Origin of the sequence: Streptomyces sp. NPDC008137, assembly GCF_042957035.1 — a bacterium.
GTDB lineage: Bacteria > Actinomycetota > Actinomycetes > Streptomycetales > Streptomycetaceae > Streptomyces.
Genome location: NZ_JBIBHN010000003.1, coordinates 157,128 through 180,963, shown reverse-complemented (window position 1 = coordinate 180,963; position 23,836 = coordinate 157,128). Strand labels below are relative to the sequence as shown.

22 protein-coding genes are annotated in these 23,836 nt (G+C 73.2%); 20 read left to right on the top strand and 2 right to left on the bottom strand.

What is annotated here, in order from left to right; translation table 11 throughout:
- Positions 1–86 precede the first annotated feature (86 nt).
- The 19 genes from ACFZBT_RS06800 to ACFZBT_RS06710 all read left to right on the top strand — a co-directional run bounded on the left by ACFZBT_RS06800 (position 87) and on the right by ACFZBT_RS06710 (position 20,893).
- Entirely contained in the window at positions 87–650 is a 564-nt protein-coding gene (locus ACFZBT_RS06800; protein WP_391099262.1) for a TetR family transcriptional regulator, read from the top strand.
- Positions 651–693: 43 nt separating this feature from the next.
- Positions 694–1,455 (top strand): SDR family oxidoreductase, encoded by a 762-nt coding sequence (locus tag ACFZBT_RS06795; protein WP_391099259.1) that lies wholly within the window; start codon positions 694–696, stop codon positions 1,453–1,455.
- A gap of 45 nt (positions 1,456–1,500) precedes the next feature.
- On the top strand, positions 1,501–2,307 hold the full coding sequence (locus tag ACFZBT_RS06790; RefSeq protein WP_391099256.1) for a nitrilase-related carbon-nitrogen hydrolase: 807 nt from the start codon (positions 1,501–1,503) through the stop codon (positions 2,305–2,307).
- Positions 2,308–2,623: 316 nt separating this feature from the next.
- Positions 2,624–3,310 (top strand): hypothetical protein, encoded by a 687-nt coding sequence (locus ACFZBT_RS06785; protein WP_391099254.1) that lies wholly within the window; start codon positions 2,624–2,626, stop codon positions 3,308–3,310.
- Positions 3,307–3,501 (top strand): hypothetical protein, encoded by a 195-nt coding sequence (locus ACFZBT_RS06780; RefSeq protein WP_391099252.1) that lies wholly within the window; start codon positions 3,307–3,309, stop codon positions 3,499–3,501. Before ACFZBT_RS06785 ends, ACFZBT_RS06780 begins: the two co-directional genes overlap by 4 nt.
- A 141-nt stretch (positions 3,502–3,642) precedes the next feature.
- Entirely contained in the window at positions 3,643–5,316 is a 1,674-nt protein-coding gene (locus ACFZBT_RS06775; protein WP_391099250.1) for a GH3 auxin-responsive promoter family protein, read from the top strand.
- Between the two features lie 62 nt (positions 5,317–5,378).
- The gene (locus ACFZBT_RS06770) at positions 5,379–6,260 is read left to right on the top strand and encodes an alpha/beta fold hydrolase (protein ID WP_391099247.1); all 882 of its coding nucleotides are present in this window, start codon (positions 5,379–5,381) and stop codon (positions 6,258–6,260) included.
- Positions 6,250–7,395: an enolase C-terminal domain-like protein gene (locus ACFZBT_RS06765; RefSeq protein ID WP_391099245.1), complete on the top strand. Its 1,146-nt coding sequence runs from the start codon at positions 6,250–6,252 to the stop codon at positions 7,393–7,395. The genes ACFZBT_RS06770 and ACFZBT_RS06765 overlap by 11 nt, the downstream gene beginning before the upstream one ends.
- An 84-nt stretch (positions 7,396–7,479) precedes the next feature.
- The gene (locus tag ACFZBT_RS06760; protein ID WP_391099242.1) at positions 7,480–8,367 is read left to right on the top strand and encodes an FAH family protein; all 888 of its coding nucleotides are present in this window, start codon (positions 7,480–7,482) and stop codon (positions 8,365–8,367) included.
- Positions 8,368–8,423: 56 nt separating this feature from the next.
- Positions 8,424–9,656 (top strand): hypothetical protein, encoded by a 1,233-nt coding sequence (locus tag ACFZBT_RS06755; protein WP_391099239.1) that lies wholly within the window; start codon positions 8,424–8,426, stop codon positions 9,654–9,656.
- A gap of 186 nt (positions 9,657–9,842) precedes the next feature.
- The gene (locus ACFZBT_RS06750; RefSeq protein ID WP_391099237.1) at positions 9,843–12,062 is read left to right on the top strand and encodes a transposase; all 2,220 of its coding nucleotides are present in this window, start codon (positions 9,843–9,845) and stop codon (positions 12,060–12,062) included.
- Positions 12,062–13,375 (top strand): MFS transporter, encoded by a 1,314-nt coding sequence (locus ACFZBT_RS06745; RefSeq protein WP_391099234.1) that lies wholly within the window; start codon positions 12,062–12,064, stop codon positions 13,373–13,375. Before ACFZBT_RS06750 ends, ACFZBT_RS06745 begins: the two co-directional genes overlap by 1 nt.
- Before the next feature lie 6 nt (positions 13,376–13,381).
- The gene (locus tag ACFZBT_RS06740; RefSeq protein WP_391099232.1) at positions 13,382–14,137 is read left to right on the top strand and encodes an SDR family oxidoreductase; all 756 of its coding nucleotides are present in this window, start codon (positions 13,382–13,384) and stop codon (positions 14,135–14,137) included.
- A 46-nt stretch (positions 14,138–14,183) separates the two neighbouring features.
- Positions 14,184–14,489, top strand: coding sequence for a YciI family protein (locus ACFZBT_RS06735; protein WP_391099229.1), 306 nt, complete (start codon positions 14,184–14,186; stop codon positions 14,487–14,489).
- Between the two features lie 64 nt (positions 14,490–14,553).
- Positions 14,554–15,897, top strand: a complete 1,344-nt coding sequence (locus ACFZBT_RS06730) for an aminotransferase class I/II-fold pyridoxal phosphate-dependent enzyme (protein ID WP_391099227.1) — start codon at positions 14,554–14,556, stop codon at positions 15,895–15,897.
- A complete protein-coding gene (locus ACFZBT_RS06725; protein WP_391099224.1) occupies positions 15,894–17,159 on the top strand; it encodes an ATP-grasp domain-containing protein in 1,266 nt (421 codons plus the stop codon). Before ACFZBT_RS06730 ends, ACFZBT_RS06725 begins: the two co-directional genes overlap by 4 nt.
- Positions 17,160–17,232: 73 nt before the next feature.
- A complete protein-coding gene (locus ACFZBT_RS06720) occupies positions 17,233–18,342 on the top strand; it encodes an LLM class flavin-dependent oxidoreductase (protein ID WP_391099222.1) in 1,110 nt (369 codons plus the stop codon).
- Positions 18,343–18,465: 123 nt separating this feature from the next.
- Positions 18,466–18,942: a flavin reductase gene (locus ACFZBT_RS06715; RefSeq protein WP_391099220.1), complete on the top strand. Its 477-nt coding sequence runs from the start codon at positions 18,466–18,468 to the stop codon at positions 18,940–18,942.
- 988 nt (positions 18,943–19,930) lie between these two features.
- On the top strand, positions 19,931–20,893 hold the full coding sequence (locus tag ACFZBT_RS06710) for a ScbA/BarX family gamma-butyrolactone biosynthesis protein (protein WP_391099218.1): 963 nt from the start codon (positions 19,931–19,933) through the stop codon (positions 20,891–20,893).
- A 33-nt stretch (positions 20,894–20,926) separates the two neighbouring features.
- Here the strand turns inward: ACFZBT_RS06710 and ACFZBT_RS06705 are convergent, their stop codons facing one another.
- Together ACFZBT_RS06705 and ACFZBT_RS06700 are read right to left on the bottom strand one after the other, a co-directional pair.
- Entirely contained in the window at positions 20,927–21,475 is a 549-nt protein-coding gene (locus ACFZBT_RS06705; protein ID WP_391099215.1) for a hypothetical protein, read from the bottom strand.
- A 227-nt stretch (positions 21,476–21,702) separates the two neighbouring features.
- Positions 21,703–22,320, bottom strand: a complete 618-nt coding sequence (locus tag ACFZBT_RS06700; RefSeq protein WP_391099213.1) for a sigma-70 family RNA polymerase sigma factor — start codon at positions 22,318–22,320, stop codon at positions 21,703–21,705.
- A 232-nt stretch (positions 22,321–22,552) separates the two neighbouring features.
- Here ACFZBT_RS06700 and ACFZBT_RS06695 point away from each other — a divergent pair, with 232 nt between their 5' ends.
- Positions 22,553–23,836 (top strand): N-acetylmuramoyl-L-alanine amidase, encoded by a 1,284-nt coding sequence (locus ACFZBT_RS06695; protein WP_391099211.1) that lies wholly within the window; start codon positions 22,553–22,555, stop codon positions 23,834–23,836.

Below are 23,836 nucleotides of genomic sequence, written 5' to 3'. Positions count from 1 at the left end.
GCGCCCCCCGCCCGCCCCCGTCCGCGGCGGGCCCGTGGGAGTCATTTCCCGTGATGGATGCAGAGGTCGAGCCCATGGTGAAGCAGGTGAGAGCGGAACGTACCCGTCAGGCGCTGATCGCGGCGGCGGCCGTCGAGTTCGACCGGCAGGGGTACGCCGGGACCTCGCTGTCCGCCGTGCACCGGGCCTGCGGGGCGACGATGGGAGCACTCACCTTCCACTTCCCCGCCAAGGCGGACCTGGCCACCGCCGTCTGCCGTGAGGCCGAGGCCCTCACCGGCGAGGCGCTCGCCCGGCTCGTGCCGGCCGGACCGCTGCCGCCGGTCGCCGAGTTCACCCTTGAGGTGGCCCGGCTGCTGGAGCGGGAGGTCACCGTCCGCGCGGCGGCCCGGCTCACCCGGGAACGGGCCGTTGCGTCCTGCTGGTACACCCTCTGGCGGGCGGCCCTGCGGGACCTGTTGACAGCGGCCCCGGAACCGGCCGGTGCCCGGCCCGCGCCCGACGAACTGGAACTGCTGGCGGTCTATCTGACGGCGGGCGCCGAGGCGGCTCTGCGATCGGGGAGCACCGGCGCGGAGGTGCAGGCCCAGCTGAAGTGTCTGTGGGCCCTGGTGCATCTATCGAATGAGTGTCCGGTCGGGCCTCGATGATTCGCTTGTTCTCTCTGACCTCTCCAATGAAAAGGCTCTTCCCATGACTCGACGCTGCGCGCTCGTCACCGGTGGTTCCCGGGGCATCGGAGCCGCCATCGCGACCGAACTCGCCGCCGACGGACACCGCGTGGCGGTGCACTGCCGTGCCGACACCGCCGCCGCGAAGGCCGTCCTGGACGCCCTGCCCGGCACCGGCCACGCCCTGGTCACCGGTGATGTCGGCACACCGGGCGCGGCCCGCGGGGTCATCGAGTCCGCCGTGGCGCAACTGGGCACCGTGGACGTCCTCGTCAACAACGCCGGCGTCTACGCCGAGCAGCCCGTCGCCACCACCTCGTACGAGGACTGGCAGGCCGACTGGCGGCGCCTCGTCGACGTCAACCTGCTCGGGCCCGCCGACCTGATCTGGCACCTCGTCGACCACCTCCGGCAGCGGCCGCAGGGCCCGCGGGGCGCCCGGATCGTCAACGTCGGCTCGCGCGGCGCCTACCGGGGCGAACCCGACGCGCCCGCCTACGGCGCGACCAAGGCCGCCCTGCACGCGCTGACCCAGTCGCTCGCCCAGTCCCTGGGCCCGCTCGGCGTCGCGGTGACCGCCGTGGCGCCGGGATTCGTCCGTACGGACCTGGCCGAGAGCATGCTCGTCGGGGACGCCGAGGAGCAGGTGCGCCGGCAGAGCCCGCTCGGCAGGATCGCCGCGCCCTCGGACGTCGCCGCCGCCGTGGCCTGGCTCAGCGGTGAGCGGGCCGAGTGGTGCAGCGGTGCCGTGATCGACGTCAACGGCGCCTCGTACCTGCGCTGACCCACCCCCGGCCCTCCGGGCCGCACAACACCTCAGGGAGATCCCGTGCGCGCCGCGCTGTCGCAGATCGCCGTACGACCGGACGAAACCGTCGCCGAGCGGCGTGCCCGTGTGGCCGGTCTCGTTCGTGAACAGCACACCGCCGACCTGGTGGTCCTGCCGGAACTCTGGACGGTCGGCGCGTTCGCCTTCGACGAGTTCCGCGCCCACGCCGAGCCGCTGGACGGGCCCACGGCCCGGGCGCTGGGCGCGGCCGCGGCCGCGGCCCGGGTCTGGCTGCACGCCGGCTCGATCATCGAACAGGGCCCGGACGACGCGCTGTTCAACACCTCCCTCGTCTTCGCGCCCGACGGCCGGCTGCACCGGACGTACCGGAAGATCCACCGCTTCGGCTTCGACCGGGGCGAGGCCGCCCTGCTGGGCCGGGGCGAGGAGACCGTCACCGTCACACTGGGCGACGGCGGCCCGGCGGAGCTGACGGCGGGGCTCGCCACCTGCTACGACCTGCGCTTCCCCGAGCAGTTCCGGCTGCTGGTGGACGCCGGCGCGGGGATGTTCGTCGTCCCGGCCGGCTGGCCCGCCGCCCGGCGCGCCCACTGGTCGCTGCTGGCCCGCGCGCGGGCCGTCGAGTCCCAGGCGTACGTCCTCGCCTGCGGTACGGCCGGTACGCACGCCGGGGTGGAACAGGCGGGCCACAGCGTGGTGGTCGATCCATGGGGCGAGGTCGTCGCCGAGGCCGGGGCGGGAGAGGAGACGCTCGTCGTCGACCTCGACCCGGCGCTCGTCGCGAAGACCCGTGCCGAGTTCCCCGCCCTTCGTGACCGTGTTCTCGGTGTGCCGACGCCGGGCTGACCGGCCCCCGGCGCCAGGTGCCGTCCGCCCCGCGAGGACCGGGGCGGACGGCACCTGTCGTCTGTGCGCGGCCAACTACCAGGCGATACAGACTTGTTGGATATTTTCCGGTGGGCTCTTGCGGCCCATGCGGCAGACGTGTAACACTCTTTCGCGAGGCAGTCTGCCCACTTCCAGGAGCCTTCGCACTGCCATCGCGTCGCCGTCGAGCGGCGCTTTTTTGTTTTCCGGGGCTCCGTTTTCCGGGGCTCCGTTTTCCGGGGCTCCCCGTTTCCCCGCATCTCCTTGTCTCCCGAAGGTGAGGCGACCAGTGACCATGGCCGACCCGACCCCCTCGCAGCCCCTCCCGGAGCGGTGCGCGTCGAACCGCTGCCGCCGCGCGGCCCGCTCCGACGGGCTGCGGCGCAGGACCGCCGCGCCCGGCGCCCGGCTCTGCCGCCCCTGCAAACGCGCCCTCGCGGCCGATCTGACCGCCCTGCCCGCGCTCCACCACGAGAGCGAGCAGCGGCTCGTACTCCCCGCCCGGCAGGGGGGCCTCGCCCGGGTCACGGGCCACCGTCCGGACACGCCGCCGGTGAGCGACGCGGCGCTGGACGCCCGGCACGACGCCGTCGTACGACTGGCGTCCTGGGCCCGGCTCGTCCTGGACGAGGACCCGGCGGCCGGAGTCCCGCCGGAGCGGTCCGTCCCCGAGCTGGCCGTCTTCCTCGGCCGGCACATCGACTTCCTGGCCGCCCACCCCGCCGCCGGCCCGGCGGCCGACGAGATCGCCCGCACCGCCACCGCCCTGCGGCTGGTGGTCGCGCCGCCCAAGCCGGACCTCGTACCGCTCGGCCGGTGCGTGGAGGCGGGCTGCGACGCCGAGGTGTCGCTGCCCGGGCGCGGCGGCGACGAGCTGGTGCTGCGCGGACCGATGTGCGGAGCGGGACATGTGCTCACCCCACGCCAGTGGCTGCTCATGAACCATCGTCAATCGACGCTCGAGACCAAGGAGCCGGCATGAACGACGACCTGCGCGCCCCGCGCGGCAAACGCGTGCCCACCTCGCTCGCCGCCCTCGCCCTCGGCGTCCGCGAGGGCACGATCCGCCAGTGGGCCAACCGCGGCAAGATCACCCGGTACGGGACCAAACGCCAGGCCCTGTACGACCTGAACGAGCTGGCCGCGCTCGCGGCCGGGGAGAACGGCGCGTAGCCCTCCACTCCGTGGAGCCCCTCCCCGCACCGAAGACCTCCCGCATTCCGTAGCACCCACCCCACCGTTCGGCCACCGCCGCGCGGCCCTTCGGCATGCCCGAAAACAGGCCGCCGGCACAGCTCTTGAGGAGAGACAGCCATGGAGACGCACGGCACATCGCAGTGGCAGCAGCACTGGCAGGACCGGCGCGACCCCTTCGTCGAGGAGTGCTTCCGGGCCCGTGAGAGCCTGCTCGCCGATCTGAAGGACCCCGGCGCCGCCCAGGCCCGTGTCCTCGACGACCTCATCGACATCGGCACCGCCTCGCTGCACTGGAAGGAGCAGGGGTACGACGCCGTCGCCGCCGCCCCGGAGACCTTCCGGGCGGTGCTGCCGATCATGCGCTACAACGACTTCGTCGAGCAGATCGACCGGGAGACCCACACCAAGGGCGGCATCCTGTCGTGCAGCCCGGTACTGCGCTGGCTCAAGACCAGCGGGACGACCGGCACCCCCAAGCGCGTCCCGTACACCCTGCACTGGCTGCTCAAGTACCGCATCCCCGCGATGAAGGCGATGTGGGGCACCTATCTGGAACACCACCCCGAGATCCTCGCGCACCCCTTCGCCACCCTCGACACCCAGACCGTCCGCGAGGACGTGTACGACTTCGTGCACGGCGTCGAGCACCAGGCGATCAGCAACCGGCATCCGCAGATCAACAGCCGGGACTGGAACCCGCCGTGGTACGAGTCGCCGTGGTTCGGCCCCGACACGCCCACCAGCCACGCCGGGCGGATGTACCACCGCGTACGGCACCTCGTCGGCAAGGACCTGCACTACATCTCGGCGATCAACCCCAGCACCCTCGTCTCGCTGCGCGACCTGATCGCCGAGCACGGCGCCGAGCTGGTGCGGGACCTGAGAGAGGGCACCCTCCAGGGCAGGCCCTGGACCGAGCCCGACGAGAAGGCCGCGCTCCACCTCGAACAGGTCCTGGCCAAGGGCGAGTTCAGCCTGGTGGACCTCTGGCCGACGCTGACGCTGTACAGCTGCTGGCTGTCGGCCTCCGCCGAGCTGTACAAGCCGCGCCTGGACGCCGTGCTGCCCGGTGTCGCCAAGCTGCCGTTCATGAGCTGCGGGACCGAGGGCGTCACCACCATCCCCGTGGACGACACCCTGGAGAGCCAGCCGCTCGCCGTCAGCCAGGCGTACTTCGAGTTCGTCCCCGCCGACGTACCGCTCGGCGCGCTCCTCGACGCCGGCGAGAAGGTCGAGACGCTGCTGTACGACGAGGTCGAGGAGGGGCGCGACTACCACCTGATCATGTCCCAGGGGAACGGTCTCTACCGGCTGTGGACCGGGGACATCTACCGCGTGGACCGGATCGCGGACGGCACCCCCTGGGTCCACTTCACCCACCGCGACGGCGTCTTCCACTCCTTCACCGGCGAGAAGATCACCGAGGGCCAGGTCACCCAGGCCATCCGGCAGGGGCTCGAAGGCAGCGGGCTCGACACCGGGCTGTACATGTGCGGCCCGCGCTGGGACGAGCCGCCGTCCTACACCGTCGTCGTCGAGGTACCGGAACCCGGGGCGGACCTCGACGAGGTGCTGTCCGCCGCGATCGACCGCGAACTGTCCGTCATCAACATCGAGTACGCCTCGAAGCGGGACAGCGGCCGGCTCTCCGCGCTCCGGGTGCGGACCGTGGCGCAGGGCGCGATCGCCGCGTACGTCGAGTCACGGCGGCAGCGGGGCAACGCCACTCAGTACAAGTACAAGCCGTTCCAGAAGGACATCGACTTCGTCGACGCGATCCTCGGCGGCTGACAGCCGGCCGGCACACGTCCGCCCCGCACCCACTCATCAGTACCGATCAAGGAGAGTTGACCATGCTGGAGACCCTCAGGCCCCCGCAGAACACCCGCCGCGAGATCATCGACCTGCCCTGCGGCGACACCCGGCTCGCCCTGCACGTGTGGCGGCCGGAGCAGATCAAGGGAGCCGTCTTCTACTTCCACGGACTGCAGAGCCACGCCGGGTGGCTGTGGGAAGTGGGCCCGCAGTTCGCCGACAACGACATCGCGTTCTTCGTCCTCGACCGGCGCGGCAGCGGCATCAGCCCCGGTCCGCGGCACGAGATACCGGACGTCGACACCGTCCTCGGCGACTACGCGAACGCCGTCGCGTACGTCCGGGGAATGATCGGCGACGCCGTACCCCTGTCCCTGTTCGGGCACTGCCTCGGCGGCTCCTTCCTGGCGGCCCTGATGGCGTACGAGGGGTTCACCACCTCGTACGACGCGGCCGTGTTCTGCTCGTCCTGGCTCGGCAAGATGCACGCGACCCTCGACCCGGACGCACGCGAGGCCATCGCGGCGAGCGGGAGCGAGGACTTGTGGGACGCGGGGCTGAAGGCCGAAGACTTCACCGACGAGGTCAAGTACCAGCACTTCATCGACCACGACGACCTGGCGGTAAGGCAGTTGACGCGACGGTCGCGGGCGGTGCTGCTGGAACTGGAGCGGCTCTATCTGACGCGCGGACGCCTGAGCCCGGCGGTCCCCGCCGCGACCTTCGTCTCCGGGATGACCGACCCGATCGTGGACCTGGACGCCGCGCACTCCGTCTTCCAGGACCTGGTCTCCGGGCGCGGCTCGATCATGAAGTTCCCCACCGACAAGCACTACCTCTTCTACACCGACGTCAGCGGCGACCTGGTCGACTGGACGTCGACGTACACCCTGCTCCAGGGGGTGAACCGTGGCGCCTGAGGCGGGCAGGCCCGGACGGGCCCGGCTCTACCACGTCGAGCTGCCCATGCGGACACCGTTCGACCATCCGGCCGCCCGGCGTCGTACGTCCGACAGCCTGGTCCTGAGACTCTCGGCCGACGGCGTGGACGGCATCGGCGAGTGCGCGCCCCGGTCGTACGTCACCGGGGAGACCACCGCGAGTGTGCGCTCGGCGCTCGAAGAGGTCGACTTCGACGCGTTGTTCGCGCTGCTGACCGGCCGCGACCCGGGGGAACTGCTGGAGCTGCTCCACCGGGACGGCTTCGCCCGGATCTTCGGGATCGACGGCGGCAACAACCTGCTCTGCCTGCTGGAGACGGCGGTCCTCGACTGGCTGGGGCGCCGGACGGGTGTGGGCGGACGGGAGCTGCTGCCGGGCGAGCCCGACGAGGGACGCCGTTCGCTGCCCGTGTCGCAGGTGCTCGACCTCAGCCTGGACGCCGAGGAGTTCCTCGCCACCCGGGGACCCTTCCACTTCGTCAAGATCAAGGCGTCGGACGACATCGAGCACGACGCCCGTACCGTCCGGACGATCCGCGACAAGATCGGCGACGACATACCCATCATGGTCGACGCCAACATGTGCTGGACGCCCGAGAACTCGGTCGAGCATGCCCACCGGCTGCGCGAGGCCGGCGTCGACTATGTGGAGGAACCGCTGCCCAAGGGCTCGTGGGAGGCGCTGCGCGCGCTGCGCCGCGAGGGCGGGCTGCGGATCATGCTGGACGAGTCGGTGTGCACGGCCCAGGACGCCCGTACGGCGGTCGAGTCCGAGGCCTGCGACGCGTTCAACATCCGGGTGTCGAAGAACGGGGGGCCGCTGCCGGCCGCCGGGCTCGTCGCCTACGCCCGGGAGAACGGCGTCCGCTACCAGTTCGGGGTCCAGGTCGCCGAGGTGGGCCCGCTCATCAACTCCGGCCGGGCCCTGGCCTTCGGCCACCCGGACGCGCTCACCGTCGAGGCCGGGCAGTCCGACCGCTTCTTCCCGGAGATGATCGTCGCCCCGCCCCCGGCCGTCGACCGCCACACGAACACGCTGGCACCGGCGGACGGCACCGGCTGGGGCATGGACCTCGCCGCGCGCGCGGAGCGCTGGGCCGTACGGGACTACTGACCCGGCCTTCCCACGCGCACATCACTGACGCACACCACCGAAGCACCTCACCCACCACACCCATGCCTGAAAGGCGGGAACGTCATGACCGTACTGTTCGAATGCACCTACCGGGGTGGCCGTCACTTCGGCCTCGGACTGCCCGAGGCGGGCCGGCCGTTGAGCCTCACACCGCTCGGGAGCCGGGACCTGGGGAAGCTGCTCACCGAGGGCGGCGACGTCGCCGTGCTCCTCGCCGCCTCCGAGACGGTGACGGTTCCCGTGAGCGAACTCGACACCGTGTCCTTCCGCCCGCCGCTGCTGCCCGGCCACCTCGGTGACGCGGTCGTCGGCGGCTTCATGCAGACCCACAACGTCAAGGTGGACGCGGACACCCCGTCCCAGCCGAACTGGTTCCTCAAGGGCCTCGGCGATGTGCTGAGGACCTCCGGGGAGGAGCTGCGCGCCCCGGCCGGGTCCGTCGCGCTGACCGAGGAGGCGGAGGTCGTCCTCGTCTACGTCACCGACGCGGACGGCATGCCCCGGTACGTCGGCTACACCTTCGGCAACGATCTCACCGACATCGGCCGCTTCCGCCGCCACCGCGGGCACCTCTCGTACGCCAAGCTGTGCGACGCGGGCGTGGCGCCCTGGCTCTTCCTCGACGAACCGCCGCGCCACGTCACCGGGCACGTCACCATCGAGCGGGACGGCGAGCCGTGCTGGCGGGGAGAGTTCACCACCGGCACCAAGGCCCTGCACTACGGACTCGACGACATCATGTCCGAACTGTTCTCCTACGACGCCCTGCTCGCCCCCGGCCGTGTGCACTACGTCTACATCGGCGCCGACCGCAGCAGCTTCCACGACGGCTTCCGGATGACCGACCGCGACCGCGTCACCCTGGACTTCACGAGCCACGGGGTCACCCTGGCGAACACCGTGCGATGTGCGTCGCCGATGCTCGCGGCCGCCGCGCGCGAGGGATCGTGAGCGGCGGTGAGCGGGGGCGCGCGCGGGCTGGCGGGCCGCGTACGCCGGACGGCGGAGTGCGCAGGCTCAGTGACACGGAGGCGACCTTCGCGTACAGCCACGCCCTGATGCGCGGCAGGGGCGGAATCACCACCTCCTTCACAGTGGACGGCGTGTTCTCGCCGCAGCGGGTGGACGCGGCCGTGGAGTCGTGGCTGCGGCGGCTGCCGCTGCTGTCGCTGCGGATCGAGGACACCGGGGACGGCGGACTGTGGTTCCGGCGGGGGGAGCCCGGGCCGCCGGCGGGTGAGCGGCTGTGGGGGCTTCGGGTCGGGCGGACCGCGCAGGGGGCGACGCGTTTCTCCCTCAGCCTGCACCCCGCGATCTGCGACGGCCACTCGGTCGGGCGCCTCGTACGGCCGCTGCTGGACGCCCTGTCCGGCGTTCCGGGTGCCTGTGCCGGGGAGGAGGAGCTGCCGCCGGACACCGACGAGCTGACGTACGAGAGCGGCGGGGTGTGCGGGGTGTGCGTGCCGGGGCCGGCGCGGCGGGCCGTGACGTCGTACGGAGGAGGAGCGGGCGCGGGGCCGGGACCCGGGCGTGGGCGGTGGGCCGGGGTGGTGCGTGAGGCCGGGGAGGTGCGTGAGGCCGGGGAGGTGCGTGAGGCCGGGGAGGGTGTGACCCTCGCCCTCGGTCCGTACGAGAGCCGGCGGCTGCGTGACTGGTGCGGGGCGCGGCGGCTGACGGTCAGCGGGTTCCTCGCGACCGTGCTGGCCGACGCGTTCGCCCGGGAGAGCGGCCGCCGGGAGGTGACGGTCGCCAGGGCGGTGTCCCTGCGCCGACGGTACGCCGAGCGGGCGCTGATCAGCGAGCCCGGGTGTGTGCTGGGCGTGGTGCGGGCGCGGCTGCGGGCGGGCGGCGCCGGTCGCGACGGGGTGGGTGCGGGGGGTGACGTCGTGGGCCGGGCCCGGGGCCATGCGGAGGTGCTGTGCTCGGCCGGGCGGGAGTGGCGTCCGGAGCGGCGGGCGCACCACGCGATCCGCCGGGCCGTGGAACGGGACGCGGCGGGGGGCGGACCGGAGCTGCGGGTGACGGACGCCGGTTCGGTGGACACCGCGCTCGGACCGCACGCGGGGCGGGTCACGGGGTTCCGGACCGTGGTGGCCCGGGGTGACGGGGCGCTCGACGGCGCGCTGCATCTGTCGTCGTTCAAGGGGGCGTTGACGGTGGGGCTGGCCGTCGGAGGGCCTTGGGCGGCGGTGGCCGAGCGGGAGTTGAGTGACGCCATGCTGCCGCTCGACCGCAGGTGAGAGCCCTGCGGGAGCGCGGACTCCTCAAAGTCGTAGCTGGAGGTGGTCCCCTCGATTGAAAACAAAGAGTTCGTTCTCTATTTTTTAGGGGCGGGCTTCGAACCGGCGGGGCCCGCCCAGTGCGACCCGTCCGGTACGACCAGGTCCAGAGGAAGGGAACGCGTCATGGTGAGGACGTCTTCCAGAGTGACTCCCGGCACAGGGGGCGCGACCTCCGCACGCCGCTCCTCATCCCGCTCCTCTTCCCCCTCCCCCACCGGCGCCTTCGATGCCTTCATCGCGGAGATCTTCGAACGGCTGCCCCGTGCCGACCAGCGCGGATGGGCCCATGTCTACACACGTGGCCTGCTGGTGACGCCGGGTCGCAAGACGGTCCGGCGGCTCGCGGCGTCCGTCTCGGACTCCGCCACGGCGGCCCAGGGCCTGCACCAGTTCGTCAACGCCAGCCCCTGGGACTGGGAGCCGGTCCGCGCCCGGCTGGCCGACTGGGTCGTACGGCGGTCCCGGCCGGGTGCCCTGGTCATCGGTACGGCGGTGCTGCCCAAGCGGGGTGACCGCTCCTGCGGAGTGCACCGCCGCTTCGTCCAGCGGGACGGCCGTACGGTCAACTGCCAGCTCGGCGTCGGGGCGTTCCTCGCGCTGGAGCGGGGGACGGTGCCGGTCGACTGGCGGTTGCTGCTGCCCGGGCGGTGGGCCGAGGACGCGGAGGCGCGTGGGCGGACCGGTTCGGCTCCGGCCGCGGGGTCGGCTGACGCCCTGGCGCTGGACCTGGTGGACAGCGTCGGCCCGGACGGGGTGCCGGTCGTCGCCGACCTGCTCGGGTTCGCGGACACCGCCGCGCTGGCGGGCGGGCTCGCCGGCCGGGGACGGCGGTTCGTCGTCGCCGTACCCGATGACTTCGTGGTGCACCCGGACCGCGCGGCTCTCCCCGGGCCCGGTCCTCGTGCCGGGGCCGGTGCGGACGCCGGTGGTGTGACCGCGCGGAGCCTCCTCGCAGACCACCCGGCGCGAGTGGCGACGGGGGTGGTCCGCCTCCCCGGCATCCCCGTCGCCCTCCGATTGATCGGCGAGCCCGGAGACGGACGGATCTGGCTCACGAACCTCGCCGACAGGTCACCGCGCGAGGTGCTGGCGCTGGCCCGGCTGCAGGCGGGTGCCGTCGACACGGTGGAGCGGCTGGCCGACGACTTCGGTCTGCGCGCCTTCGAAGGGCGCTCGTACGCCGGCTGGCACCACCACAAGACGCTGGTCTCCGCCGCCTTCGCCTACAGCACGCTCGGCTCCACCGCCCCCGCCCCCGCCCCCGCCCACACCACACCGCACCGCCCACGCACCACCCGCCCGCCGCACCGGACCCGGACTTCGACGACCGGCGGACCCGCCGGCACGGCACCGGGGCGCGCCCCCGGGGTTCCGGCCCGGCCGTTCACGGCACCCGGGCGATCCCTGCCGGCTCCGACGCGCACGGCTGAGCCACCGACGCGGACCGCCGGGACTCGACGGCGGGCCGACGGGGCGCCGCCCTGGACCACGGCGGGTCCGGCACCGGCACTCGCGGATGCGGCGCGCGCCGAAGTCGTCGCGGGCGGCACTGTCGGAGCTCCTGAGCGGGGCGCGGAGGTACCGGCGCCTTCGGCGCACGCCGCCGGGGCGCCGGCGCGGGCTCGGCGGGCTCTCGGGCGGGATGCCGAGGCCGGGGCGCGAACTGCCATGAAGCGAGGGCCAGTCGCTGCGGGTCCCCTCCGGGCTCCGGAGCCTCCCGCCCAAACCGACACGGCCTCGGCGCGGACTCCCGAGCCGATGGCAAGGGCCGCCGGGGCACTGACGCGCACACCGCGACCTCTCGCGCGGGATGCCGGTGCCGGGACCGGGGCACGAACTGCCATGAAGCGAGGGCCAGTCGCTGCGGGTCCCCTCCGGGCTCCGGAGCCTCCCGCGCAAACCGACACGGCCTCGGCGCGGACTCCCGAGCCGATGGCAAGGGCCGCCGGGGCACTGACGCGGACACCGCGGGCTCTCGCGCGGGATGCCGGTGCCGGGGCCGGGGCGCGAACTGCCGGGAAACGAGGGCCAGTTGCCGACGGCACCGTCCAGGCCCCAGAACCTCCCGCCCAAACCGACACGGCCTCGGCGCGGACTCCCGAGCCGATGGCAAGGGCCGCCGGGGCATCGGAGCGGACCCCCGTTGCCCGGCCGCGGCCCCTCGTAGCTCCGCCGCGGACTCCGGCGGCACCGGCGCGGAGCTCCACGAGCGTGCCGCGCCCCCTCGCGGCATCGGCGCAGCCGCCCTCGGCACCGGCCCGGCCCTCCGGGCCCCCGGGACCGATACCGGCGTCCGCGAGACGCGCGCGGCCCGGCGCACCCGCCTCGCACTCCCTCCCCACCCCGATACGAACGGAATCCTGATGGCCCTTCCCAAAGCGTTCTGGTTGTTGTGGTTCGGGCAGACCGTCAGCCGGCTCGGGACGCTCGCCCCTGCCTTTCTCGTGCTCTACATGGAGCAGGACGGGCTCGTCGCCCCGGGTACGACCCCGCTGGTCGTCGGGCTCTTCGGTGCCGGTGTCGTGTCGTCGGGGCTGGTGGGAGGGGCGGTCGCCGATCTGATCGGGCCGCGTCGCACCATCGTCGCCGCCCAGCCGGTCTCCGCCGCGATGGCTCTGCTCTTCGCCGTCGCCGAGAACGTCGTCGCCCTGTGCGTGCTGTCGCTGATCACCGGGTTCCTGTCGGCCGTCGACCGGCCGGCCGGGGCCGGGCTGATCGCCGCGATCGTGCCGCAGGAGCAGTTCGCGAAGGCGTACAGCCTCTTCCTCGTCGGCTTCAACATCGGCATGTCGCTGAGCCCGGTCCTCTCCGGCTTCCTGCTCGAAGTCAGCCCGGGTGCCCTCTTCGTGGTCTGGGCGGCCTCCAGCCTCGTCTACGCGGCCCTCGTCTTCGCGGTGCCCGCCGATCCGGCGCCCGTGCGGGACACCGACCGGCCCGACGGAGCCGCGGCGGCCCTCAAGGCGGCCGCACGCGGGATCGCCGAACCCTTCCGGACTCCCGTCCTGGTCGCCTTCCTCCTGCTGACCTTCCTGCTGGCCTGCATCTACCTCCAGGTCAACTCCGCGCTGCCGCTCGACATGCGGGCCAGCGGGCTGACCACCGGGGACATCGGCTTCGTCCTCGCCGTCAACGCCGTGCTGTCCGTGCTGCTGCTCCCGCTCGTGCCCCGCCTGGTGGGCGGACTGCGGGCCCACGTCCCGCTGATCCTGGCGGCCTCGTTCATGGCGCTCGGCTTCGGCGGCAACGTCTTCGCCGGCGGCATGGTCTCCTTCACGATCGCCACCGTCGTATGGACGCTCGGCGAGGTGCTGTGGGCCCCGATGTCCGCCACCTTCATCGCCGACCGGGCCCCGGCCGGACGCAGCGGCACCTACCAGGGCTCGTACTTCTTCGCCTGGAACGCGGCGTTCATGGTGGGCAGCCCCGCCGGACTCGCCCTCGCCCACGCCCACGGCTACGAGGCGCTGTGGATGTCCGTCCTCGGCCTGGGGCTCGCGGTGGCGGCCGGCTTCGCCCTGCTGCCCCGGCTGGCCGGGTTCGTGACCAAGCCCGACGCCGACCCCGACCCCGACGCCGACCTCGACCCCGGCTCCCGCCTCGGCACGGACCTCGACGCCGAGTCCGTGGCCACCGCCCGGGCGACCACCCCGGAAACCCTGACCCGAGAGACAAGGTGACCCACCATGCCCGCACCCACCCCCCGCACCGCACTCCTCGTCGGCGCCGCCGGCGGCATCCTCAGGGAGGTCTCCCGCGAACTCGCCGAGGAGGGCCACACGCTGGTCCTGTTCGACCGGGACGCCGAGGCCGTCGGCAAGCTCGCCGAGGAGCTGGGACGGATCACCAAGGTCGAGACCGTCGTCGGTGACATCACCGACATCCCGGCGGCGGAACGCCAGTTGACCGACATCGTCGACCGGTTCGCCCCGTCCATCCTCGTCAACGGCGTCGGCGGCGACACCCGCGTGATCGGCTACGCCGACCTCACCACCGACCACTTCGACGAGTCCTTCCTGGAGAACGTGGTCAGCAGCTGGATCGCGGTCAAGGTGTGCGCCCCGCGCATGGCCGCCGACGGCTACGGCCGCATCGTCAACTTCGCCTCGGCGGGCGGCCGTACGTACAGCCGCTTCAACAACGCCGCGTACGTCGCCGCCAAGGCCGCCGTCATCGGCATGACCAAGCAGCTGGCGTTCGAGCTGGCACCGACCGGGGTCGTCGTCAACGTCGTCGCCCACGGGCCCATCGCCACCGAGCGGGTCGCCGGGGCGTTCGAGCGTCGTGACCCGGAGCAGCGGCAGGCCGTCCTGGCCAAGCTGCCGATGGGCCGCTACGGCACCGTCGCCGAGGCCGTCGGCAGTGTGCTGCACCTCTGCTCCGAGAGCGCCGGCTACTCGACCGGCTCCGTCATCGACATCAACGGCGGCATCTACATGTGAGTCCCGCCCGCACACCGTCCCACGCCCAGTGACACCGGAGGTTTCCATGGCGAAGTTCGTCGTCGAGTTCGAGTACAACGTCGACCGTGCGGGCCGGGAGCATCTGCACCGCGCCCACACCGACTATCTGCGGTCCCTCACCGACAGCGGCGTCCTGCTGCTCGCCGGGCCGCTCCAGGACACCAACGGCGGCCTGCTGGTCTACGAGGCCGAGGACCGCGACCGCCTCCAGGAGGTCCTGGACGCCGAGCCCTACGTCAAGGGCGGCATCGTCCGCCGGGTCCGTATCCGGCAGTGGGCGCCGGGCAAGGGCGCGTGGGCCGCCGCGGCGTCGGAGAAGACCGCGGCCTGAGCCCGGGGCTTCACCCCCGCCCCTCCCCGTAATGAAGCAAGCCTCCCCGAAAGGACCGACTGACGTGCTCGTGACGCCAGTTCAGCAAACCCCCGCCCCGCTGCGCCGGGAAGCCCTGCACGCCGGGATCGTCGACCCGGGCATGGACTCGATGCGGCTGCTCAGCGAGACGGCGATGAGGTTCCCCGAGGCGCTGTCGTTCTCGTCGGGGGCGCCCCACGACGGTACGCACGACCTCACGAAGCTCTCGTACTACGTCGACCGGTACATCGCGCACCTGCGGGAGCAGGGGGTGCCCGAGCAGCGCGTCACCCGGCTGCACTTCCAGTACGGACCCGTCAACGGGTTCATCCGGGAAGAGGTCGCCCGCATGCTCGCCAAGGACGAGGACATCGATGTCGCGCCCGACGCGATCATGATCACGCACGGCTTCCAGGAGGCGGCACTCGTCGCCCTGCGGGGGCTGTTCCGCTCGCCGGACGACGTGCTGCTGTCCGTGTCCCCGGCGTACGTCGGCATCCGCGGCGCCGCCCGCATGCTGGATATTCCGGTCAAGGGCATCACCGAGGGGCCCAACGGACTCGAACCGGAGGCCGTGGCCGCCGCCGTACGTGCCGTGCGCGCCGAGGGCAAGCGGCCCGCCGCGCTCTACCTGGTCCCCGACTTCTCCAACCCGTCCGGCACGGTCGTCCCCCTGGAGGCCCGGCGGCGGCTGCTCGAGCTGGCCGCCGAGGAGGGGTTCACCATCCTTGAGGACAACCCGTACGGGCTCTTCGCGAACGACGAGGAGCGGCTGCCGACGCTCAAGGCGCTGGACACCCGCGGTGACGTCGTCTACCTCGGCTCCTTCGCCAAGTCCGCGTTCCCGGGCGCCCGCCTCGGTTATCTGGTCGGTGACCGGGAGGTCGTCGGCGAGGACGGCACCCGGCGCACCCTCGCCCAGGAACTCTCCAAGGCCAAGGCGATGTTCACGGTCGGCTCGTCCTCGCTCTCCCAGGCCGCGATCGGCGGCATCCTCGTCGACGCCGGCTACGACCTGCGCTCCGCCACCCGCGACCTGGCCGCCGTCTACCAGGAGCGGCTCGCCGCCACCCTCGACGCCCTCGCCGAGCACTTCCCGCCCGAGCGGTACGCCGAGCACGGCGTGCGCTGGAACCGGCCGCGCGGCGGATTCTTCCTGGTCGTCGAGGTGCCCTTCGAGGCCGACCTCGTCGCCATGGAACGGTCGGCCCGCGACTACGCGGTCAGCTGGGCGCCGATGCGCATGTTCCACCTCGACGGCAGTGGCGAACGCGCCCTGCGCCTCGGCTTCAGCAACCTCACGCCCGCCGCGATCCGCGAGGGCATCGCCCGCCTGGCCCGCTTCATCGAGGCCGAGTCCACATCCGAACCGGAGGCCACCTCATGAGCAGCACGCCCACGCGCCCCGTGGCGGTGATCGTCGACGGCTACTCCGCCGGCAACTTCTACCCCGCCGCCTTCGCCGCGTACGGCACGGACGTCGTCCACGTCCAGTCCACCCCGGAGCTGATCCCGGCGATGGCTCCGCCGGACCTCACCGCCTACCGGGAGAACATCCCCGGACACGGCGACGAGAGCGCCCTCGTCGAGCGGCTGCGCGCCCTCGACCCCGTGTGCGTGATCGCCGGGCAGGAATCGTCCGTGCCGCTCGCCGACCGGCTGAGCGAAGCCGTCGGCGTCCCCTCCAACGGCTCGGCGCTGTCACCGGCCCGCCGCGACAAGTACGAGATGATCGAGGCGCTGCGCCGCGCCGGGGTGCGCTGCGCGCGGCAGCTCAAGACCGACGACCCGGACGCGGCGGTCGACTGGGCCGAGGAGCACGGCAGTTACCCGGTGGTCGTCAAACCGCTGAGCTCGGCGGCCTCCGACGGTGTCTTCGTCTGCGACGGCCCCGACGCGGTCCGCGCCGCCGCCCGGAGCGTCCTCGACGCCCCGAACATGTTCGGCCTCGCCAACACCGAGATCCTCGTGCAGTCCTACCTCAAGGGCACCGAGTACATCGTCGACACCGTCAGCCGCGGCGGCGAGCGGTACGTCTGCGGGGTCTGGGAGTACGAGAAGACGCTGCTGCCGTCCGGCAAGAACATCTACAACCGCGACCTGCTCGCCGACCCGGACGACAACCCGGTGGTCGCCGAGCTCACCTCGTACGTCGACGAGGTCCTCGCCGCCCTCGGCGTCGCCTGGGGGCCGGCCCACGCCGAGGTCATCGTCACCGACGAGGGCCCCGTCCTGGTCGAGATCGGCACCCGCCTCAACGGCAACATCAACGCCCCCTTCCACGACGTGTGCCTCGGCCACAACCAGGCGGCGCTCACCGCGCAGGCGTACACCCGGCCCGAGGAGTTCCTCGCGGAGCACGCCGGACGGACGTACCGGAGGCTGCGGCCCGCCGTCGTCTACAACACCCCGACCGCGCTCGACGGTGTCGTGGACTCGGTCGACGAGACGGCCGTGGCGGAGATCCGCGGCCTGGAGAGCGTCTTCCTCGCGACGGTCAAGTACGCGCCCGGCGCCCGGATCAGGCCCACGGTCGACCTGCTGACCAGCTCGATGCGGGTGTTCCTCACGGCCCCGGACGAGACGGCCCTGACGGCCGGCTACGAGAAGGTCCGCGCGCTCAAGGACGCCGTGTACCGGGTCGTCTGACCCCCACCCGCTCCCTGCCCCTCCCGTTCTTCTCTCTTCGCTTCTTCCACGAATTGCTTCCCGGAGGTCTGTCATGCACAGCCGTATCGGTCTCTTCCTGTCCCCCGTCCACGAGACCGGCCAGGACCCGCACCTCGCGATCCGCCGCAACCTGGACCTCGTCGAGTACGTCGACGACCTCAACTTCGACGAGGCGTGGTTCGGCGAGCACCACACGCTGGGCTGGGGCCTGGTCGGTGCGCCCGAGACGCTGATAGCCGCCGCCTCGCAGCGCACCACCCAGATCAAGCTGGCCCACGGCGTCGTACCGCTCTCCGGCCACCACCCCTTCCACGTGGCGAGCCGGGCGGTCCACCTCGACCACCTCACCCGCGGCCGGTACATCCTGGGCGTCGGCCCGGGCGTGCCCTTCGACGCGAAGATGTTCGGCCTGGAGCAGCCGGTGCAGCGCCGCCGCCTGGAGGAGGCCCTGCCGACGGTCCTGGAGCTGGTCAACGGCGAGGAGCGGATCACGCAGCAGACGGACTGGTTCGACCTGCGCGACGCCAAGCTCCAGCTTCCGCGCTTCAGCCCGCAGGGCATCGAGGTCGCGGTCGCGACGTCCGGCACCTCGCAGTCCAGCCCGCGCCTGATCGGCCAGTACGGGCTGAGCATGACCTCGTTCGCCCTGCCCTTCGCCCTCCTCACGCCGGGCGCCCCCGCGCACATCAACCTGGCCCACCAGTGGAAGTACGCGGAGGAGGCCGCCGCCGAGCACGGGCAGACCCTGGACCGCGACAAGTGGCGTATCGCGCTGCCGGTGCACGTGGCCGAGACCCGCGAGGAGGCGTTCGCGGACGTCCGCGAGGGCTACGACCGCTGGCTGTTCGAGTACTTCGGCAAGGCGGCGGGCCGTGAGGTCCTCAGCCCCGACGTGCCGCGCGAGAAGGCGCTGGAGGCCCGGGTCGAGGCGGGCGGCGCGCTCGTCGGCTCGGTGGACGACGTGGTCGCCGGCATCGAGCGGCTGCACGAGATCACCGGCGGCTTCGGCACGCTGCTCGTCTACGTCGCCGACTGGACCTCCTGGGAGAAGACCAACCGCAGCATGGAACTGCTGGCCCGTCATGTCGCCCCCCGCATCAACGGCTCGGCGGCCCGGCCGCAGGAGGCGGTGGACTTCGCGATCGCCAGCCGGAAGAAGTAGCGCGCTGTAGCACCTGGTGCGAGGAAGCGTCCTCGCCGAGCCCGCCGTATGTCACGTCATGTCACGCGAGGCCGGGCCGCTGCGTCGGCCCGGCCGTGCGTCCCACCCGATCGGAAAGAACTCATGCTGGAGCAACGCTCGTTCCGCGACATACTCGGCCGGTTCACCACGGGAGTGGTACTGGTCACCGCCGACACGGCCGAAGGCCCCAAGGGCATGGCGGTCAACTCCTTCACCTCCGTCTCCCTCACCCCGCCGCTGGTCGCCCTGTGCGCCGCGGACACCTCCTCGACCTGGCCGGCGATCCGCGAGGCCGGCTCCTTCGCGGTCACGATCCTCGGCGACCGGCATGCCGAGCTGTGCCGCCTGTTCAGCACGAAGGGCGCCGACCGTTTCGCCGCGGGCGCCTGGACCACGACCCGGGCCGGGCACCCCATCCCCGCCGACGGTCTCGGCTGGCTGGACTGCCGCATCACCACGGTCCATCCGGCGGGCGACCACGAACTGGTCATCGCCGAGGCCCTGGAAGGCGCCCTGACGGCCGAGGAGGGCCCCCTGGTCTTCCACGCCGGCCGCTTCACGGCCCTGGCAGCGGCCTGACGGGCCCTCCGGACACGACCGCCGGGCCCCCGGGCGCCCATGCCTCATGCCGGCCGGCACGGGTACCGGATCCCGCACGGGCACCAAGTCCCGCACGGGCACCAAGTCCCGCACGGGCACCAAGTCCCGCACGGGCACCAAGTCCCGCACGGGCACCAAGTCCCGCATGGGCACCGGTCCCTCCACAGGGGCCGAGTCCCGCACAGGCACCGAACCGGCCTCAGGCACCCGTCCGGACGAACACCAGGTCCAGCCGCGGGCACGACCCTGGCCGTGGCTACGGTCCCGCTCCCGCTCCCGCTCCCGCACAGGCCCGGCACGGGCAGGGGATCCCGCACAGGCCCAGGCCGTGGCCACGGCTTCAGTTCCCGCACCGGGCCCGGCCGTTGTACAGGCCAGGCCGCCAGGCAAGACGCGGCACTCCGTCGTTCACCACTCGCCACCCGCCACCCGAACCAGCACCAGCACCAGCACCAGCACCCGAATCCGCACCCGCACCCGCACCCGCACCTACCCTCCCGCCCGCCACCCGCCGATCCGAGGCCACCGGCGTCCTCGGCCCGGCGTGGGGCTCCGGATGGGGCTCCGGTCCGGCTGGACGGCCCGCTGAGCCCGGGACCCGACTCCGCCCAGCCCCGGACCCGACTCCGAACTCCGCCCGGCCCCGGACCCGACTCCGAACTCTGCCCAGCCCGGGACCCGACCCCGCCCAGCCCGGGACCCGACCCCGCCCAGCCCGGGACCCGACTCCGCCCGACAGGGCCCGGCCCGGCTTGCGAGGGCCCGCCCCGGGCCTGGCCCCGCCACCCCCGGGGATCCAGCCGGCCAGGGGCGCCCGCCCAGCCCGGGACCCGGTTCCCCGCTCCCCTCGCCCCGGACCCGGCCCCGCCCGCCCGGCGGACCAGCCCGGCTCGGAGGGGCCGGCCCCGCCCGGGACCCGCCCCGGGACGCGTTCGTCGCGTCGACGCCCATGAGAAAGGCAACCCGCGTGTCCCACACCGATCCGATACCCAAGACGGCCACCCTCCCCCTGGCGCCGGATGCCGGGCCGGAGGCCGACCTCCGCTTCGTCCGGACCGCCCCGCGTCACCTCGTCGACCGCAGCGCCGTGGCCGAGGTGCTGATCACCGACTGGCGGCGGCTGGGACCCGACACGTTCCGGCTGGGCGCGCAGTGGCCGCGCGGGCACCACTTCTACGCGCCCATCGCGGGCGCCTGGTACGACCCCCTGCTCACAGCGGAGTCGCTACGGCAGGCCTCCGTCCTGGTCGGGCAGACGTACTACGGGGTCCCGGCGGACCATCACTTCACCATCGCCGAACTGGAGTTCGAGGTCGTACCGGGTGTCATCCTGCTCGGCACCCGCCCCGCCGAGATGCGCCTGGAGGCCGCGGCCACGGACGTCCGGGGCGCGGGCCCCCCGACCGCGCTCACCCTGGAGGCGGACCTGCTGCGCGGCGACGACTTCGCCGGCGCGGGACGGCTGACCCTGCGCGCGTCCGCCCCCCGGGACCCCTCCGCAGGGGAGGGCGGCGGGTACCCCTCCCTGCCCGACCCCGTGCCTCCCGCGATCGTGGGGCGCCTCGACGAACGCGACGTCGTCCTCGGCGTCCCCCGCTCCGCCGCCGCCCGCCGGGGCCTGAACTGGGACCTGCGGATCGACCCCGGCCACCCGGTGCTCTTCGACCACCCCACCCACGAGATCCCCGGCATGGTGCTCCTGGAGGCCGCCCGCCAGGCCGCACAGGCGGCCTGCGCCCCGTACCGCGTACTCCCCGTGGAACTGCGCAGCGCCTTCCACTTCCCCCTGGCCCTGGGCCTTCCCTGCCGCGTCTCCGCGACCAGGCTCCCCGCGCAGGACGCGAGTGAGGACGCCGCGCTCCGGGTCACCGCGTGGCAGTCCGGCCGACTGGCCTTCGACAGCCTCGTGGTGGCGAGCCTGTGCGACTGAACTGAAGGGGGGCCGGAAGCCTTCAGGGCACTTCTAGGGTGTGGCGTGGCCGTCGTTCCCGTCCGGCTTCGGCTCGGCCAGCTGTGCCTTGCAGTACGCCGTGACGTTCTTCTCACCGCCCGCCGCCGCCACGAGACGCTGCCACACCGTCGCGTCCACGCCCTCGCCGTTTCCCCCGATCTCCTGGTAGGCGCGGCAGTCGTCCTCGGTGGCCGGGGCCGGGGCGGGGTTCTCGCGGCCGTCGTCCGCCGGGAATCCCGCCGCGCCGATCACGCCCATGGCGACGCCGACCAGCATGAGTCCGGCGAACAGCACGGAGAGCGTCGTCCGCGGGGACGGCACCGCGGACCGCCGCCCCCGGGGCTCCCAGGCGTCCCGGCGGCGGGCGCGGGTCGGGTGGTCCCCGGCGTGCCCGGCGTCCCGGGCGGCCCGGAACGCGGCCACGGCCCGCTGCTCGGCCTCGGCGTCGACACCGTCCCGGACGAGGCAGGCGACGATCAGCGCCTCGACTTCGGCGTCGGGCAGGGCGGGACGGGAACGGCGGCCGGGAGGAAGCCCGCCGCCGCGCTGCCGTTCGCCCATGTCCGATTCCGTTCCTGCTCAGTCCTGCCCGGTTCCCGCTCGGTCCGCACGCCGGCACGGCCGCAGGGCCGCACGCCGGCACGGCCGCAGGTCCACACGCCGGCACGGCCGCAGGTCCGCACGCCCGCCGGGCCACCAGTACGTCCCGCTCGTCCGGCCCGTTCAGGACGGAGCGACAGCGCGGCCCCGCCGGCGCCGCCCGGCCCGCCGGAGAAGCTGAGCTTCGTTCACGTCGACTCCCCCAGCGTCCGGGGAGCCTCATCCGTCACACCCTCCACGCCCAGCTGCCGGGCCAGGCGTCTGATCCCGCGGTGCGCGGCCGTGCGTACCGCGCCCGGCCGCTTGCCCAGGACGCGCGCGGCGGCCGGGCCGTCGAGGCCGACCACGACGCGCAGCAGCACGGCCTCGGCCTGGTCGCGGGGCAGCCCGCGGACCAGTTCCAGGGCACGCTCGGTGGAGAGGGCCTCCAGCGCCTGGTCGTGCGTGCTGTGCGGGCCGGGCAGGTCCAGGACGTCCTGTTCCAGCGCGGCCGGCCGGGGCCGTACCCGCTGCCGGCGCAGATGGTCCAGGGCCCGGTGCCGGGCGATGGTCGCCGTCCAGCCGCGGAAGCCGGCCCCGTCGCCCTGGAACCGCCCCAGGTCCCGGGCGATCTCCAGCCAGGCGTCGGACGCCACGTCCTCCGCGTCGTCCCCGACCAGGCCGCGCAGATAGCCGAGCAGGCCGGGCTGCACGAACCGGTAGGCGACCGCGAAGGCCGCCTCGTCTCCCTGCTGGGCCCGCGCGACGGCCGCGCCCAGTTCCCCGTCGTACTCCCGCATGCGCCGGGGTGCCGCTCCCTGACCCACGTACCGTCCCCGTCCGTACCGAGTGCGCGCCCTCCCGTACCACGCCCTCACGGTGATCAGCGCCGGTGCGCGCGGAAGTGTCACAGCGCGTCAGATGCCCGGGCGCCGACCACCGTTCGGGTCAAACCGACCCGCCGTCCTCGGGAGCGCGGGCCCGCGGAGGTTTGGGCCAAGTGACGTACCGGGGAGCTCTGTCACGCGATGCAACCGCCCGACGAAAGGCGAGCGCCGTATGCCGTCTCCCCTCCTGCGCACCGCCGTCGCCACCGCTCTGGCCCTCGGTGCCCTCGGTCTGGCCCAGCCCGCCCGGGCGTCGTCCACGGACGGCGTGTACACCGTCCGGGTGCCGGACGGTGATCCGCACAAGCGATCCCTCGCCCCGCGCACCACCGAGCCGTTCAGCATGGTCGGTGTCACCTGGGCGGACCCGGACGCCGCCCTGGACGGCACCGCGTATGTGCGCACCCGCTCCCGCGCGAGCGGCGAGTGGAGCGCGTGGCGGGCGCTGGACACCGATGTGCGCACGCCCGAGAGCGGCCCCGACCGCGACCACGCCGGGGTGCGCGGCGGCACCCAGCCGCTGTGGACCGGCCCCTCGGACGGTGTCCAGGTGCGCGTCTCGGGCGGGCGGCTGCCCAAGGGACTGCGCGTCGAACTGGTCGACCCCGACGGCGGCTCGGACGCCGTGCGGACCTCGGTCGTCGAACCCGGCGCCCCCGAGCCCGGCGTCGTCGAACCAGGCGTCCCCGAACCGGCCCCCGGAGCGCCGCCCCTGGCCGACCGCCCCACCGTGACGTCCCGCTCCGCCTGGGGCGCCGACGAGTCCCTGGTGAAGGACCCGCCCACCTACACCACCGGCACCCAGGCGATGTTCGTCCACCACACGGCGGGCACCAACGACTACACCTGCGCCCAGTCGGCGTCGGTCGTGCGCGGTGTGTTCCTCTACCACGTGCAGAGCAACGGCTGGAACGACATCGGGTACCACTTCCTCGTCGACAAGTGCGGAACCGTCTTCGAGGGCCGTGCGGGCGGCATCGACAAACCCGTCCTCGGCGCGCACACCTACGGCTTCAACACCGCCACCAGCAGCGTGTCGGTGCTCGGCGACTACTCCACGGCGGCCACCAACGCGGCGGTACGCGCGTCGGTCGCCAAGGTGGCGGCCTGGAAGCTCGGCCTGTACGGCCTCGACCCGGCCGGGACCGTGGTCCTGACCTCCGGCGTCGACAACGGCAAGTACCAGGCGGGCCAGAAGGTCACGCTCAACCGCATCTCGGGGCACCGCGACGGCTCCCCGACGGAGTGTCCCGGACAGAACCTCTACGACGACCTGCCCGAGATCCGCGCCCTCGCCGCCAAGGCCGGCACGCTCGTCGCGCCGCAACCGAATCCGGCACCACAGACGGAACCACAGACGGAAGCACAGACGGAACCGGAGCCTGATCCGGAATCAGGGCCGGACCGGGAGCAGGAACTCGCCGAGCTGGGGATCGAGGGCGTGCTCGCCCGCTGA

What these genes read in the sequence shown, in the direction of transcription:
- ACFZBT_RS06740 (WP_391099232.1), top strand. Translation starts at nt 13,382, where the DNA reads ATGCCCGCACCCACCCCCCGCACCGCACTCCTCGTCGGCGCCGCCGGC.
- ACFZBT_RS06785 (WP_391099254.1), top strand. Translation starts at nt 2,624, where the DNA reads ATGGCCGACCCGACCCCCTCGCAGCCCCTCCCGGAGCGGTGCGCGTCG.
- ACFZBT_RS06795 (WP_391099259.1), top strand. Translation starts at nt 694, where the DNA reads ATGACTCGACGCTGCGCGCTCGTCACCGGTGGTTCCCGGGGCATCGGA.
- ACFZBT_RS06705 (WP_391099215.1), bottom strand. Translation starts at nt 21,475, where the DNA reads ATGGGCGAACGGCAGCGCGGCGGCGGGCTTCCTCCCGGCCGCCGTTCC.
- ACFZBT_RS06735 (WP_391099229.1), top strand. Translation starts at nt 14,184, where the DNA reads ATGGCGAAGTTCGTCGTCGAGTTCGAGTACAACGTCGACCGTGCGGGC.
- ACFZBT_RS06775 (WP_391099250.1), top strand. Translation starts at nt 3,643, where the DNA reads ATGGAGACGCACGGCACATCGCAGTGGCAGCAGCACTGGCAGGACCGG.
- ACFZBT_RS06770 (WP_391099247.1), top strand. Translation starts at nt 5,379, where the DNA reads ATGCTGGAGACCCTCAGGCCCCCGCAGAACACCCGCCGCGAGATCATC.
- ACFZBT_RS06760 (WP_391099242.1), top strand. Translation starts at nt 7,480, where the DNA reads ATGACCGTACTGTTCGAATGCACCTACCGGGGTGGCCGTCACTTCGGC.
- ACFZBT_RS06725 (WP_391099224.1), top strand. Translation starts at nt 15,894, where the DNA reads ATGAGCAGCACGCCCACGCGCCCCGTGGCGGTGATCGTCGACGGCTAC.
- ACFZBT_RS06780 (WP_391099252.1), top strand. Translation starts at nt 3,307, where the DNA reads ATGAACGACGACCTGCGCGCCCCGCGCGGCAAACGCGTGCCCACCTCG.
- ACFZBT_RS06715 (WP_391099220.1), top strand. Translation starts at nt 18,466, where the DNA reads ATGCTGGAGCAACGCTCGTTCCGCGACATACTCGGCCGGTTCACCACG.
- ACFZBT_RS06695 (WP_391099211.1), top strand. Translation starts at nt 22,553, where the DNA reads ATGCCGTCTCCCCTCCTGCGCACCGCCGTCGCCACCGCTCTGGCCCTC.
- ACFZBT_RS06745 (WP_391099234.1), top strand. Translation starts at nt 12,062, where the DNA reads ATGGCCCTTCCCAAAGCGTTCTGGTTGTTGTGGTTCGGGCAGACCGTC.
- ACFZBT_RS06720 (WP_391099222.1), top strand. Translation starts at nt 17,233, where the DNA reads ATGCACAGCCGTATCGGTCTCTTCCTGTCCCCCGTCCACGAGACCGGC.